The sequence below is a fragment of the Flavobacterium sp. 103 genome (assembly GCF_003096795.1).
Taxonomy (GTDB): Bacteria; Bacteroidota; Bacteroidia; order Flavobacteriales; family Flavobacteriaceae; genus Flavobacterium.
On sequence record NZ_QENX01000001.1, the window covers coordinates 3,720,888 to 3,735,940 of the forward strand.

The 15,053-nt window shown below is 35.3% G+C and carries 10 protein-coding genes; 7 read left to right on the forward strand and 3 right to left on the reverse strand.

The window, feature by feature from the left end:
* The first annotated feature begins 114 nt into the window (after positions 1-114).
* Positions 115-1,287: a Pycsar system effector family protein gene (locus tag C8C85_RS15840; protein ID WP_116797938.1), complete on the forward strand. Its 1,173-nt coding sequence runs from the start codon at positions 115-117 to the stop codon at positions 1,285-1,287.
* Here the strand turns inward: C8C85_RS15840 and C8C85_RS15845 are convergent.
* Positions 1,284-3,653, reverse strand: coding sequence for a GAF domain-containing protein (locus C8C85_RS15845; protein WP_116797939.1), 2,370 nt, complete (start codon positions 3,651-3,653; stop codon positions 1,284-1,286). The genes C8C85_RS15840 and C8C85_RS15845 overlap by 4 nt on opposite strands.
* A 242-nt stretch (positions 3,654-3,895) precedes the next feature.
* Here C8C85_RS15845 and C8C85_RS15850 point away from each other — a divergent pair, with 242 nt between their 5' ends.
* The 3 genes from C8C85_RS15850 to C8C85_RS15860 all read left to right on the forward strand — a co-directional run bounded on the left by C8C85_RS15850 (position 3,896) and on the right by C8C85_RS15860 (position 6,589).
* On the forward strand, positions 3,896-4,648 hold the full coding sequence (locus C8C85_RS15850) for a glucose 1-dehydrogenase (RefSeq protein ID WP_116797940.1): 753 nt from the start codon (positions 3,896-3,898) through the stop codon (positions 4,646-4,648).
* Between the two features lie 68 nt (positions 4,649-4,716).
* On the forward strand, positions 4,717-5,298 hold the full coding sequence (locus C8C85_RS15855) for a TetR/AcrR family transcriptional regulator (protein WP_116797941.1): 582 nt from the start codon (positions 4,717-4,719) through the stop codon (positions 5,296-5,298).
* 262 nt (positions 5,299-5,560) lie between these two features.
* Positions 5,561-6,589, forward strand: coding sequence for a rod shape-determining protein (locus C8C85_RS15860; RefSeq protein ID WP_116797942.1), 1,029 nt, complete (start codon positions 5,561-5,563; stop codon positions 6,587-6,589).
* 339 nt (positions 6,590-6,928) lie between these two features.
* Here C8C85_RS15860 and C8C85_RS15865 read toward each other — a convergent pair whose 3' ends face one another.
* Positions 6,929-7,693 carry an XRE family transcriptional regulator gene (locus tag C8C85_RS15865; RefSeq protein WP_116797943.1) on the reverse strand — a complete coding sequence of 255 codons (765 nt, stop codon included), beginning with the start codon at positions 7,691-7,693 and terminating at the stop codon, positions 6,929-6,931.
* Between the two features lie 125 nt (positions 7,694-7,818).
* On the opposite strand from C8C85_RS15865, the gene C8C85_RS15870 reads away from it, so the two are divergent.
* Together C8C85_RS15870 and C8C85_RS15875 are read left to right on the forward strand one after the other, a co-directional pair.
* Complete coding sequence (locus tag C8C85_RS15870) at positions 7,819-9,183, forward strand: exonuclease domain-containing protein (RefSeq protein WP_116797944.1); 1,365 nt, start codon at positions 7,819-7,821, stop codon at positions 9,181-9,183.
* A gap of 33 nt (positions 9,184-9,216) precedes the next feature.
* The gene (locus C8C85_RS15875) at positions 9,217-9,828 is read left to right on the forward strand and encodes an alpha-ketoglutarate-dependent dioxygenase AlkB family protein (protein ID WP_116797945.1); all 612 of its coding nucleotides are present in this window, start codon (positions 9,217-9,219) and stop codon (positions 9,826-9,828) included.
* Between the two features lie 93 nt (positions 9,829-9,921).
* On the opposite strand, the gene C8C85_RS15880 is transcribed toward C8C85_RS15875, so the two are convergent.
* On the reverse strand, positions 9,922-11,502 hold the full coding sequence (locus C8C85_RS15880) for a Na+/H+ antiporter (RefSeq protein ID WP_116798512.1): 1,581 nt from the start codon (positions 11,500-11,502) through the stop codon (positions 9,922-9,924).
* Between the two features lie 862 nt (positions 11,503-12,364).
* Between C8C85_RS15880 and C8C85_RS15885 the strand changes: the two genes are divergently transcribed.
* Complete coding sequence (locus tag C8C85_RS15885; protein WP_116797946.1) at positions 12,365-15,052, forward strand: lamin tail domain-containing protein; 2,688 nt, start codon at positions 12,365-12,367, stop codon at positions 15,050-15,052.
* Position 15,053 lies beyond the last annotated feature (1 nt).

The window sequence follows — 15,053 nt, forward strand, 5'->3', positions numbered from 1 at the left end:
AATAAAAACCTTAAAAGGTGAAAAAACAAAAATTACACAAAGTTTTGTTTATTCTCTAGTATTAAATGAATTTCAAAAAACAATTTCATAATTTAGACATGTAAAAACTTTTTTATGACTCTCGTAAATCAAGTTCAGGATTTTGTATCCAATTTACTGGAAAGTAAACTTTCAGGTGTTTATACGTACCATAATTTGAACCATACAACAGGTGTAGTTAACGCAGTGAACAGATTGTGTGATGAAGAAAAAATTTCTCTTTCAGATAAAGAGATTTTACTGATAGCGGCTTGGTTTCATGATACGGGCTATACAAATGGTTGTCAAAATCATGAAGATTCGAGTGCCAAAATCGCAACTCATTTTTTAAAGGAAAAAGGAAAAACCGAGGAGTACATTGCTAAAGTTTCCGGTCTAATCAAAGCAACAGCAAAGGAGTATGTGCCTCAAAACCTTTTAGAAAAAATAATAAAGGATGCAGACTATTATCATGTTCTGAATGATGATTACATTTTTGAATGTGAAGGTTTAAGAAAAGAGTGGGAAAATGTAGAAGGCAAATTGTTAACAGATATAGAATGGGCAAAAGAAAATGAATTGTTTTTGTCAAAAATTCACCAGTTTTATACTCCTTATGCGATTGAACATTGGAAACCTTTAAAAGAAAAAAACATAAAACGACTTCGAAAAAAAATAAAAAAAATGAGTGAAGAATTGCCTAAAGGAAATAAACGAAAAAAGAAAGAAGAAAAACCGGAACGAGGCATTGATACTTTGTTTCGAGTTACTTTAGGTAATCATACCCGATTGAGTGGTATTGCCGACAGTAAGGCCAATATTTTACTTTCTGTAAATGCCATTATTATTTCTATCGCCCTTTCTACATTGATTCCAAAATTGGACAGCCCAAAAAATGTGCATTTAGTTGTTCCTACTTTTATTATGCTGATGTCCAGTGTAATCACCATTATTTTTGCCATCCTTTCGACCCGACCAAAAGTGACCAAAGGGGTTTTTACAAAAAAGGACATTGAAGACAAAAAAGTGAACCTTCTTTTCTTTGGTAATTTTTACAAAATGCCTTTGGAGGATTACAAATGGGCCATGAATGAGATGATGAAAGACAGGGAATATCTATACAATTCAATGATAAAAGATTTGTATTATTTAGGTATCGTTTTGGAAAAAAAATACCGATTATTGCGAATTGCCTATAATATTTTTATGATTGGAATTGTACTGTCCGTAATTGCTTTTGTAGTAGCTTTTAAAACAATTGGCGGTTAATTTTGTTCATTCAATAAATCTTGATAAGAATTGTTTTGAAAAAAACTATCCTGATTATGGTTAACCACTTTTACCCTAAAGGCTCTTAATCCAGATACACCTTGCAAATCTTCAATTTCAAATTGTTCAATATTGGGTTCCAGTAATTTTTTGAATTGTAGGTATTTGATGTATTTCAAGTATTCGTTTTCTTCAGCATTGTGAGAATAAACAATGGTGATTTTTTCTTTTTGGGTGATTCGTTCTTTGGTCCCTTTTATATTGGCTTTATCGATGCGTTTTTTGACCACTTCATAACGGGCATTGTAGGTTCCATCTACATCAAATCGTTTTTCGTCCATTCTGAATCGGATAGAAATGGGCGAGCTAAATACCAAAATCAGGGAAGTAACATCCAGTTCATACGGCAAAGTAGCTTTTAGCAAGTGGTGTTCTATTTCCATTTCGCATAAAGTTTGCAGTTGCCACAATCTTAAATTTTGTAAATAAAGGCTGTTAAATGGTTTTGTGGGTGCAATTGATGCACCAATATAAAGGTTGTGTTCTACACCATCTGTTTTAAATCGTTCGTAATAATGAGGATAAATTAGTTGGGCTTCAACTTGCTTTTTATCTAGGACTGCGGCTAGTTTTTTATTGATTACGGACATAGCATTATCAAATTGCTTTCGGGCTTGATAAAACATTCCTGTTTTTTCGTCTAAGCTTTCAAAATAGTTTTTCGTTGCCATTTCACTTTCAATATCCATTTTAGTGTTTCTCAGGATAGGGTGAATTTCGGTTTCGATATAATTCTGAATTTGTTGCTCAGTATCTGCTTTTAATGATAATTCAAGCTCTTTATCAAAAGATTGCAGTTCGAATATTCGTTGTTCCAATAAAACAAGACTTTCATTTGATTTTTGCTTTTCAAGAAGTTGGATAAGAGTGGTTAATTGGTTTTTTAAATCCTCTTTTACCGTTTCATTTCGATGTTCGGAGGAACCTTTAATGTCAATTTGTCCATAAAGTGGATAGACTTCCTTGAATATGATTTCTTTGAAAATATAATCTTTATTGGGGCTGTTAGTTTGATAATATTTGAGCGCCTCTCGTCTAAATTTCCAATAAACGCTGGAATGAATGGCAGTATATTCTCTTTGAATAATCGCTTCAATCTGGTGCTGCATATCGGTTTTATACCGTTCTAATGTATCGATGAGATACGGTAAAATCAAATCTAGATTCGTTGCATTGATGGTGTTGAGTTCTTTTGGCTTTGCAGAAACCAATTCAATAATTCCAAGTATGGTATCGTCTTTTATTACTGGTGCAAAAATACAGCTCTGTATGTTTTGCTGCAGCAAATGTTGTGCAAGTCTCGCATTTCCGGAAATTTTGGAAAATTGTTCAACCTCAGAGATTATTATTGGTTTTTTTTCTGCTAAAAGAGCTTCAAGAGAACAACCATAAATGGTGTTTTTACAATCCATTTCCTCTAAGCCGTTTAAGATGAAACTTTTCATCTCTTTCTCTTCATGAGGTGGGTTTGTGAATTTTTCTTCTTCCTCATTGTATATGATAAAACCAATTCTTAAATCAGCAATTTTAAAAATAGATCTAAAAATGGATTCAAAACTCAAATTTAATTTAGTTTGTGATGATTCTGATTTTAAAAGATTGCTCTTTAAGTTGGATATGGCATTTTCTCTAGTAACATCAATGAGGCTTATTATTCCAAAACCTTTTAGTATCCAGCTTTCAATAGGGAATTTTTCTTTCCATAAATTGATGTTACCGTAATTATTCATTAAGAAATCGATATCATCTTGAGAAAGTTCGGGTGCATTTTGAGTTGGAATAATTTCGATGAAATCGGCATTATACAGAATACGGTAATGGTTCATGATGCCATTCGCGCTCGGAATATCATAAAATAAAGGCCTGTTGAAGTCAAAATGCTGACCATAATAAGCGTTTAAAATTAAGATACAATTAAAAATGTAAAATTCATCCTCCTCAAAATCACGTATCTCCATGTCAAATGTCATTCCTGCATTTTGAAGAATCTTTTTGAATCTCTCCGTATAATTAAAGGTGGTATTCTGAAATGGAATGCTAATGGCTTTAATTTCGTTGTGTGTTAATGCAGTCGGGAATAGATCTGCAAGCAAATTATGTATTAGTGTTTCGTGTTGTTTGATAAAGTTCAAATCTTCGATCCCGTCTCTGAATTCTGGGAAAGAGGCTATTTCTTTTAGCAGCGCTTTAGCATAATTAGAGCGATAATCTACATTGGTTGCAGCAATTTCCTCTAAATTTTCTATCAATTTGTGAAAAGAAATTAGAGTTTTGAAAGGGCTTTCTGTAAATGAATTATTGCTCATAGTCGATTGGTAAGTGTGACAGTAAAATTACGAATAATGAGGTTGAATTGATTCGATTTTAAAAGCAATGTTTTGATGTTGGTTTTATAATGATAAAAAATGGTAATCTATTGAATTGTTTTTGTGTTTAAAAACGACTGATATTCAGTTAGGTATTATTAACATAAGTTTAACTAACACAATAACGGAACGAACGTTCCGTTATTATATCTTTGTACCATAAAATATTAAAAAACACAATCATGAAAAAATTAATTAAAAAAGTAGCCCTAGTAACTGGAGGAAATAGCGGAATCGGGTATGCAGCTGCCGAAGAATTGGCTGCACAAGGTGCAAAAGTAATTGTCACCGGAAGAAATAAAGAAGCTCTAATAAAGGCTGAAACCGAATTGAACGTAACAGGAATTGTAGCCGATCAAGCGGATTTAAAATCAATTGATAATTTGGTTAGCGAAGTAAAATCTAAATTTGGAAAGTTGGATATTATTTTCTTAAATGCAGGAACAGCTTCTTTTGCTCCGTTAGAATTTGCTTCAGAAGAACATTATGACAGCATTATGAATGTGAATGTAAAAGGAGTATATTTTACGGTTCAAAAATTGCTTCCTATTTTGAATGACGGCGGGTCAATAATTTTTAATACTTCAATTAATGCCAATATAGGTATGCCAAATTCAAGTGTATATGCTGCGAGCAAAGGTGCAGTTTTATCTTTCAATAGAGTATTAGCTACCGAGCTTGCACCTAGAAACATTAGAGTAAATGCCATTTCTCCTGGTCCGGTTGAAACACCACTTTATGGAAAGTTAGGATTAAGTAAAGAAGAAGTTGAAGGTTTTGGATCAGTTTTGGGAGATAAAATTCTTTTAAAACGTTTTGGAAAAGCTTCTGAAATCGCCAAAACAGTTGGCTTTTTAGCTTCAGATGATTCTTCATTCATAACAGGAACTGAAATAGTTGTTGATGGTGGACTTACCGTAAATTCAGTGGTTTAATTTTTTGCTTTAATTTCAGAATGAACGTTCCAATTTGATATCTTTGTACATCTATAAAAATCAAGTTTATGGCAAGATTAAAAGAATTCAATGAAGAAGATGCTTTGGATAAAGCAATAGAAATTTTTTGGAGCAAAGGGTACAACGGGACATCAGCACAAGATTTAGTATCACATTTAGGTCTAAGCAGATCCAGTCTTTACGATACTTTTGGAGACAAACATTCCTTATTCATTAAGGCTTTGCAACGTTATCAGAAAAAATCATATGATGATGTAGCCAGTCTTTTACAAAAATCGACAAATATCAAAGAAACGATCAAAGAAATGTTTGCTCAGGCAATCATTGAAAGTTTTGAAGATAAAATTACAAAAGGATGTTTTATGGTCAACAGCACCGTTGAATTGGCGCTTCACGATGCTGAAATCGAAAAAGTGGTCAATGATAATAGGCTAAAGATGGAAGAAATTTTCTTTCTGGCTGTCAAAAGAGGGCAGGAACTAAATCAAATTTCATCGGCAACGGATGCAAGATTATTAGCCCGTTTTATATTTAATAATTATTCGGGCATAAGAGTTTTGGCTCGTTCAAGCGGAACACCAAAACAGGTTTTCGATGATGTGCTGAAGGTTTTGTTATCCGTGCTATAGTATTCTAATATAATTGTAAGCCACCCATTTTTTGGGTGGCTTTTTTTTTGAGTTAAAGAAAACCATTCGTCAAATAAAATTGTTTAAGATTCGCTAGCGTGTTTTTGATAATGGAAAATCGGGAGAATGCGGAGAAGATACACTTTGCACAGCTTGAGAATTCAAACGTTTGTAAATACTAATTTTATCATAAATCTATAGTGTTCTGGAAGTGTGTTGAGAATAAACGGGTAACAATAGCGTTCTTAAATAAAACGATATTATGGGTTTATTTGATTTTATGATAGTGGAAATCGCTATGGATTTGGGGACGGCCAATACTTTAATAATTCATGATGGAAAGATTGTTGTGGACAGCCCTTCCATTGTGGCAAGGGATATTAGAAACGGTAAGATAATCGCAGTAGGTAAAGAGGCCAGTTTGATGCAAGGTAAGACACACGAGAATATTAGGACGATCCGGCCTCTTAAAGACGGGGTTATCGCAGATTTTGATGCCTCTGAGAAAATGATCAGCTGGTTTATAAAAAATATACCTGATTTAAAGAAAAGCTTTTTTACTCCTGCACTCCGAATGGTGGTATGTATTCCGAGTGGCATTACCACGGTGGAAAAAAGAGCAGTAAAAGAGTCCTGTGAACGAGTAAACGGAAAAGAAGTGTTTTTAATTCATGAGCCAATGGCTGCTGCGATAGGAATTGGTTTAGATGTGATGCTGCCTAAGGGGAATCTCATAGTGGATATTGGTGGAGGGACTACAGAAATAGCTGTTATTGCCCTTGGAGGAATAATTTGTGACAAATCTATAAAAATTGCAGGTGATGTTTTTACCAATGATATATTGTATTTTATGAGAACACATCATAATCTATATATTGGAGAAGCTTCCGCAGAAACGATAAAAATTGAAGTTGGCGCTGCAATGGAAGAACTTGAAGATGCTCCTGCTGATTTAACTGTTCGTGGAAGAGATATGCTTACCGGGAAGCCTAAAGAAGTTTTGGTTACTTTTAGGGAAATAGCAAAAGCTTTGGATAAATCAATACAAAGAATTGAAGATGCCATTATGGTGACGCTTTCTCAGACACCACCTGAACTGGCTGCAGACATTTATCATACGGGTCTGTATCTCGCAGGAGGAGGGGCAATGCTTCGAGGTCTTGACAAAAGGATTTCGCAGAAGACGGATTTACCCGTATATATTGCAGAAGATCCTTTGAGAGCTGTGGTTAGAGGTACAGGAATTGTTTTAAAAGACATGGATAAATATAAAACTGTATTGATAAAATAAGTTCGTTATTACTTCCGTAGCATTGAGTTTTTGGAATTAATCACTTTATTTGTAATAGGATTTACTGCAAATGAGTTATCTATGGGGTCATCTTCTTTTGAACAAGATGCTAGAATAAGGACAGACCAATCGTCAATAGAGTAATTACTTTTTTCATGATTATCTTTACTAATAAGTTTTATTAAGAACAGCTAGATATATGTATATAATTTTTGTTCAGATGTGAAAACCATACTTCCTGTTTTTGTAAACTTAAATTATATGTAAAAATTGCTACTTTACTTCTTTTTTATGCTGGGTTTTAATAGTCATTAGCTAAAAAAATATCTAGAAAGAGGTTTATTTTTTTAGTTTTATTTCATGGATATCTCTTTTCAGTTCTAGAAACATTTCTTTTACTGAATCGGATTCTGTGGTTAGGAGTTTAGCGTCGTCTCTTCCAATATGGCATACATATTCCCAAATCTCCAAAATATCAGAGAGTTTGATTTCGTATGGGCTGTAAATAATATTATCTGAAACGACAGTTACCGAATCATCGTTTTTATTCCCGAGCCGTTTATAGGTAATCCCCTCTCTGGAGGTAATGAATATATAGGTTTTGTTCTGTTTTATTTCCCCCAGATTGTCCACATATTTTCCGACCACAAAGGATTTATTGGTGTGTGGCGGCATAGAATCGCCATTAATAGGGAAAGCTCTCATTTTGCCTGAACCTAAAAACGGAAGTGCTATCTGTTGCAGGTTTTCTATGTATTCGGCATCAGCATAACCACTAAGATAACCAGCTTGTGCTTTGTGTGGAATAATTTCAATGAGGTTGTTGCCGTCTTGATCGACGGTTATGGGCAAAACAATTCGGTTGTCTTCCAATTGCATTAAATTATCAATGGATATTTTACGAAGATCAACTGTTAAAAGCAAATCGATGCTGATATGATAATACCGTGAAATAATCACCAGCGTTTCTGCAGGCGGCGTGTTTTTTCCGTATTCATATTTCTTGTAGCGGTCAAGTGGCAAAGTCATTCCGTTTGCCACTTCTTGTTGGGACAAATTTCGTTTGCTTCTCAGCCATTTTAGATTGTCAGAAATATACAACATACGTTAAAGGGATTTTAAGTCACTACAAATATAAGCAACATAGTGATTTAACGTCCTAATTTTGCTAAATAATTTTGGATCAAAGCAGTTACAAGAACAAGAATAATATTCACGTTAGATACTTTATGAAAAAGCAGGAATATGCCATAGTGGATATAGAAACGACAGGAGGCAATGCCAGAGGGAGCCGTATTACAGAAATAGCGATTGCTATTCATGACGGGACTAAGGTTATTGACCGTTGGGAAACACTTGTCAATCCGCAACAGGAAATACCGCTGGCAATTTTTGCGCTTACCGGAATTAATAACGATATGGTGCGTAATGCTCCCATCTTTGATGATATTTCCGAAAAAGTTTTGGAGATGCTTACCGACCGTATTTTTGTGGCGCATAATGTCAATTTCGATTATTCTTTCGTTCGGCATCAATTGGAAAAGTCTGGATTTAAATGGACAGCCAGAAAATTATGTACCGTTCGTGCCGCAAGAAAAATTAAACCCGGATTAGGCTCTTACAGTTTGGGGAATCTTTGCAATTCGTTAGATATAAGTTTAGAGAATCGGCATCGCGCTGGTGGTGATGCAGATGCGACCGCCATATTATTTTCTAAATTATTGGAATGGGACAGCGAGGGAGTGATGGATAAGATGATTCAGAAAACGGCACAGGATCAGCGCCTGCCTCCTAATTTACCTCCTCAGGACTTTGAGCAATTGCCTGAAAAAATAGGAGTGTATTATTTTTATAATCAACTAAATAAAGTTGTGTATGTTGGAAAAGCGGTTAATTTAAAAAAGCGTGTGGCTTCACATTTTAGCGGTCATAACGTAAATGCACAAAGGCAGAATTTCTTGAAAGATATCTACGGAATTTCCTTTGAGGTCTGCGCTACTGAATTGATGGCGCTGTTGTTGGAATGTGATGAGATTAAAAAGTTGTGGCCTGCTTATAACAGGGCATTAAAACGTTTTGAATCTAAATTTGGATTGTTTCAATATGAAGCCCGAAATGGGTATAAATATTTGGCAATTGGAAAACTAACCAAATTTCAGACCTGTATTCAGGAATTCAATAGCCAATATGATGGAATAGCAGTATTGCAAAACCTTGCTCAAGAGTTTAAAATTGATTACCGATTTTGCCAATACGGTATGTCAATAGTTGGAGAATTTTTTCCAAAAAAAGATTTGACAAATTTGCCGGATGTTACCCATCACAACGAGAAAATCGAAAACGCGATTGAGTTTTTATTAAGTAACAGAGCAAGTTTTGTTATTATAGACAAAGGAAAATCTATAGAAGAAAACAGTTGTATTTGGGTTGAAAATGGGCATTTTTATGGAATGGGATATTTTTCGTCAGATATTGGATTTGCTGAATTGTCGGAGATAAAGGATTATCTAACGCCTTGCCGGAGCAACCAATACATCATGCATCTCATTTATGCTTATGCCGAGAAATACCCAGGAAAAGTAAAACGTCTCTAAATGATAGAAACATAAAAATAAAATGGCACACGTATGATTCTCTTTAACGACACTGAAATGTTTTCACAAGGCACAGCCGGCAAAAAAATATTTGACGCAACTGATGCTGACGTAATGTTGATTGATAGTTTTTTCACCAAAGAAGAATCTGATAATTATTATAACATTTTATTAAACAATACTCCATGGCGTGAATACGAAATGCCGATGTATGATAAAATAGTTACTGCTCCGCGTATGATTGCCTGGTATGATGAAAGTGAGGGCAATTTTGGTAAATCAAATTGGCCTAAGGAATTAATAGCCATTAAAGCCAGGGTTGAAAATGAAACCAAAATAAATTTCAATGCTGTTTTACTGAACTTATATAGAAATGGAAAGGACGGAGTTTCTTGGCATAGCGATAAAACGCAAAGCGAGAATAAAAACATGAATATTGCATCTGTTACTTTTGGTGAAACCCGAATATTTAGGCTGCGTCATAAATTTCTAAAACATATACCACCGCTTGAGATTCCTTTGCACCATGGTTCTTTCCTATTAATGGCAGGAAAAACAAATAGTTTCTGGGAACATCAAGTACCTAAAACAGCAAGAGACGTGCTTCCACGGATTAACCTAACTTTTAGGAAGGTTGGAATATAAAGCAGATAAATACTAATATCATGCCTCTGCAAAATTCCGAAATTTTTAATCCAGACAGATTAGAGAGATTCAACCTTGCAGACTTAATATTTTCTAGAGATACCGCAGTTTTTCTTCTTCAATATCCAAATAATGCATTTGTCTTCGTATAATTGACTCGTCAAGACTTTGATCTTCTCTGTTTTTATTGATGAGCCAATGCCTTTGCTGATTTAATAAATCCAGATAAATAACTTTCAGATCTTCACCAATTGATTCGTCATCGATTCCATTACTGTGCTGTTCCCATTTCAAAATAAGATGTTGTAATGGAGGATTACTTTCTACTTGATCACCATAATTGGTTTTTAAGTAATGTGTTGCAAATTCAGCTAATTCCTGTCGGATGTTATTATAGACTTCATTGCGGGATAAGGTATCGTCATCATTATCGGTTAGAATTTTTTTAATAAAATAGGGTAATGTTAATCCTTGAATTAATAAGGTCAAAAGAATAACAATGAAAGTGATAAACAGGATGAGATTACGCTGTGGGAATCCGTTGCCGTTATTGAGATAAACAGGTATTGATAAAGCTGCAGCCAGTGAAACTACACCGCGCATTCCGGTCCATCCAAGTATAAAAGGCACTTTATAACCCGGATTTTTGCTGTCAGCAACAGTGATAAAATTACGGGCAATGAGTGTTACAATTACAGCACCATAAGAAGACAGAATCCGGCTGATAATCAGAACAACCGTAATCATCACACCATATCCAACTGCAACGGTAATACTAATATTCGCTTCTTCAAGTCCTTTGGTAATTTGAGGCAGATCTAATCCAATCAGCATGAAAACAAATCCATTAAGTATAAAACAAAAACTTTCCCAGACGTTTACTCCCCGAATGCGGGATCTGCTGTTAAGAAAACGATGTCTGTTATTAGACAAAAGCAGTCCGCCACTCACAACTGCCAATACACCAGAACAGTGAACCTCTTCGGCTGCGAGATAGATAATATAAGGAGTTAGCAATGTCAGCACGCTGTCTGCATTTACATCAGTTGGCAGGAATTTATGAGCTTTCATAAAAATCCACCCAATGAGTAAACCAATTGACACCCCGCCAAAAATCATCCAGCTAAAACTCGTCGCAGCTTTGTAAAATATAAACTGCTCGGTTGCTACAGCAATCATCGCAAATCTAAAAATAATTAAGGATGAGGCATCGTTCAGCAGACTTTCGCCTTCTAAAATAGACGAAATGGTTTTAGGGACTTTAACAAATTTTAAAATAGCACCGGCACTTACAGCATCCGGAGGTGAAACAATTCCGCCTAACACAAATCCTAATGCCAATGAAAATCCGGGAATAACATAATTAGCAACTAATGCTACCGAAATCGCTGAGACAAAAACGACCACAAAAGCAAAGCTTGTTATAATGCGTCTCCATCGCCACATTTCTTTCCACGAAACCGTCCATGCAGCTTCATATAGTAACGGAGGCAGGAAAATAAAGAATATCAGATCGGGTTCAATGTTTATTACTGGTATGCCAGGAATAAAACTTATGATCAAACCCGCCAGAACTAATAGTATAGGGTAGGCTACTTTTATTTTATTAGCAAGCATAATCAGCAATAAAATAACGAGCAGTATACCAAGATAAAAAGGGAAATTTTCAAGCATTTGTTTAGGTTTTAAGAACAGTTTCTTGTTTTGGCTTCTGTATTCAATAAAAATGTTGCCGCTATTTAAAATAAGGTTCAAATGCTGTTTGAATAATAGACTTATCCGTATCAAAAAAATCATTCTTCGGCTAAATTAGTCAAATTAAATTGAATGTGGCCTGCAGCAGATGTGCTTGTCTTTATTTTATTAAATCATCATATTTTAAAAGATTGAGTTAAAGAAAACCATTAATCAGATATAATTATTCAAGACTCAAAAATGGATTCTCTTTAGCGTTATATCGCAATTGTTTTATGGGCGAAAACAATCCAAACGGTGTTCCTTTGCACAAGATGTTAAATATTTTGTTATAACTATTAGATACTCTGATAATTGATATTGAGAGGCAAGTTGTTAGTGATTTTGTAAAAATAATTTTATGGAAGTATTAATAAAAGACAAGTTATTTTTTATAAAGCAGATGAATCTATTGTGATAAAAAATGAGCGTTTATAAGGGTTATTTGTTTGTAATAGGCTGAAAATCAAAAAAAATGACTAACTTCGGTTTACTATAGCTGTATATGTTTTAATCAAATTTTCATGAGACTATTTTGAAATATCTTACGGTATTAAATTAGTAAAATATGAAACGAATCTTAATTTGTGCCCCAATCTTAAAGGCGTACTGGAGAAGTTAATTTGTGTAAAAAAAGCATAAAATAATTTTGATGCTTTTGATTTAGGTTGGATGGTACATTGTCTTTTTTTATTATAAAATTTATAAAGCATTTGACCGAATAATTCGGAGAGGTTAGTTATTTAAAATTTTTATTGCTTATTTTTAGAAGCCGATTTGTTTATTTTTAATTGTAGTCACAATGAAAAAGCAATACTTATTAATTATTCTGATCTGTATTTCGGGTTTTCGATCATACGCCCAATTACAGATTTCTGCCAGCGGAACCAATTACCTTATAAATTTTGATACTAACGTGGCGGGAGTTAACAACGGCGCTTTTCAGGGTACGGGTTTCAGTCCTACCCCAGTTGTAGGGCAATTAAATTCGAATGCCTGGTCAACCACAGGTATGTCAGAGGGTTCTTCTGGTTTTGGCGACACAAATACTACGGGTGATTTTTCCAGAGGAGTTAGCGAAGGAGAGATTGTTGTTGGTGGTTTTTATGCCTTTGATGTTGCCGATAAAAATAAAACAAATTACACACTTGGTTTTCAGCCAACCCAAGATGATTTTACTCCCGGATCCATTACTTTAAAAATACAAAACACTACAGGGCAATATATAAATGCCATCAATTTGGCATTTAAGATCTGGGATTTTAATGATTTCGATTATTCTACAAAACTTAGTTTTGCCTATTCGTATGATAATATCACTTTTGTAGATGTACCAGTGCTTAACTACAGTTCACCGGCCGTATTTGTTGCGGATCCTTTTAAAGGTGGACCAAAGTGGGAATCAAATGATATCGGAACAGTCATTAATGATTTGGCGGTTGCCAATAATGGTTTTTTTTATTTGCGTTGGACTTCTGATGATTCTAATACCTTAACAGCCGAACCCCGTGATGAAATAGCGCTTGATGAAATTAATATAGTTGTGTCAACTGTTTCAAATCCGCCTCCATTGATTGAAAATATAGTGTATACTAAGTACCCGACCACTAGTGATGCTATTACGATTACCGCCAATGTGAGCGATGTAAATGGAACCGTCTCCTCAGTGAAACTGAAATACGGAACAAGTACTGGTTTGTATACTGAAACTCCGCTTATGACCAATACTTCGGGGAATCAATATTCATATACCATTCCTGCAAATACTTTTGTTAATAACAGTTCGGTGTTTTTTGCGATTGAAGCGAGTGATAATGCGGCTGCTATTGGAGTTTCAAAAGAATATTCAGTTGCCGTGCGTAATGCAGTGACTACTACTTTGCCCTATACTGAACCCTTTGAAAGCAGCTTAGGTGATTGCTACCCAATTAGTGTTACGGGTTCCAAAAATAGCTGGTACTGGTTCAAAGAAAAAAAGGATAAAGTTGCCGAAGCCTCCGGGTACAATAGCGGCGAAGCAGAAGAAGACTGGCTTGTTTTACCCGGTTTTGATTTAAGTACAGGACTAACCGAAGTGATGGATTTTAAGACTTGGTATAACTATGGACTCGATGATGTAGGTACTTTTGATTTAATGTACTCGATGGATTACCCTGGAACAGGAAGTCCCGAAGGGTACACATGGATTTCACTCCCTTTTCAGAAACCACCGAGTAAAAAAGAATGGTACTATTCAGAATTAGTAGAACTTCCCCCTTTTATTAACGGTAGAGTTTACTTAGCCTTTAAATACACTAACCCGAACTACGAATACCGTACCTGGAGAGTAGATGATATTCACATTAGCAGCTCGAATGTTGCTTATCCGCAACCAACTAATTATCCAACAAATTTTACAGCAACAGCAGTAAGTGCCTCCGAAATTAGTACAACTTGGACAGATGCGTTAGGTCCTGATTTACCTTTTGGCTATCACATACAAGTGAATACAACCGGTGTTTTCACTCCACCTGTCGATGGTACTTCGGTTCCCCCAGATCCCGATTTGAGTGATGGAGAAGGCAGTGTAAATATTTTTCATGGAGGTTTTGAAGAGGCGTCATGGACTGGTTTGCTACCAAATACTACCTATTATTTTATTATATATTCTTATTCCAATTCGGGGGATTTAATCAATTTTAAAACAAATGGTACTCCACCAACAGCCAATGCAATCACCAACGCAGGAAGCAGCGCGCAAGAAGGAGATGTAATTATTACCGAATTTATGGCAGCCCCAGGAAGTGTTGATGATACTTATGGTGAGTGGTTCGAAATTTTTAATACAACCGCTGCAGATATAAATTTAAATGGTTGGCTGATTGAGAGTTTTGACGGTGTGAACAATATACAACACACCATTAGCGATCCAACATTAGTTATTAAGGCTAAAAGTTTTCTGGTACTTGGGATAAACCCAGATCCTATAACTAATGGTGGTGTACCTGTTGACTATACTTTTAAAGATATTTTCTTCGGTAACACGAATGACTACATACATATTCGTTCCGACAGCCGTCTTCTAATTGATCGTATTGATTGGGACTCATCTTTAGGTTGGGATATTAGGACCGGTCAATCGTTGATTTTTGTGGGCAATCCATTAACGGATGATAACAACGACGTGCTCAACTGGATTCCGTCTTTAGTTAGGGAGAAAGGGTACAATAATACTACTCAAAGTGACTTAGGATCTCCTAGAACCAATGGCTTATTTCAGAACCTGATCGATGCGACCACCTGGACAGGAACCGGAAATTGGAGCGAAGGAAATAAACCCGGACAAACAAACTGGAGTAATGGTTCGCCTGGATCGAATGTGCAGGTAACCATTCAGGGAACTGCAACAATTGATTTGCCAAATGTTTTTCCAGCGAAATGCGGGAAATTAATCGTTGATCCCACAGGCACTGTGATTCTTCCACCCAAGAAAGCGCTTACCACTAAATAAA

Excerpts from the sequence above, each read along its gene's own strand:
- C8C85_RS15875 (WP_116797945.1), top strand. The coding sequence starts at position 9,217 with ATGATTCTCTTTAACGACACTGAAATGTTTTCACAAGGCACAGCCGGC.
- C8C85_RS15840 (WP_116797938.1), top strand. The coding sequence starts at position 115 with ATGACTCTCGTAAATCAAGTTCAGGATTTTGTATCCAATTTACTGGAA.
- C8C85_RS15880 (WP_116798512.1), bottom strand. The coding sequence starts at position 11,502 with ATGCTTGAAAATTTCCCTTTTTATCTTGGTATACTGCTCGTTATTTTA.
- C8C85_RS15855 (WP_116797941.1), top strand. The coding sequence starts at position 4,717 with ATGGCAAGATTAAAAGAATTCAATGAAGAAGATGCTTTGGATAAAGCA.
- C8C85_RS15845 (WP_116797939.1), bottom strand. The coding sequence starts at position 3,653 with ATGAGCAATAATTCATTTACAGAAAGCCCTTTCAAAACTCTAATTTCT.
- C8C85_RS15870 (WP_116797944.1), top strand. The coding sequence starts at position 7,819 with ATGAAAAAGCAGGAATATGCCATAGTGGATATAGAAACGACAGGAGGC.
- C8C85_RS15865 (WP_116797943.1), bottom strand. The coding sequence starts at position 7,693 with ATGTTGTATATTTCTGACAATCTAAAATGGCTGAGAAGCAAACGAAAT.
- C8C85_RS15850 (WP_116797940.1), top strand. The coding sequence starts at position 3,896 with ATGAAAAAATTAATTAAAAAAGTAGCCCTAGTAACTGGAGGAAATAGC.
- C8C85_RS15885 (WP_116797946.1), top strand. The coding sequence starts at position 12,365 with ATGAAAAAGCAATACTTATTAATTATTCTGATCTGTATTTCGGGTTTT.
- C8C85_RS15860 (WP_116797942.1), top strand. The coding sequence starts at position 5,561 with ATGGGTTTATTTGATTTTATGATAGTGGAAATCGCTATGGATTTGGGG.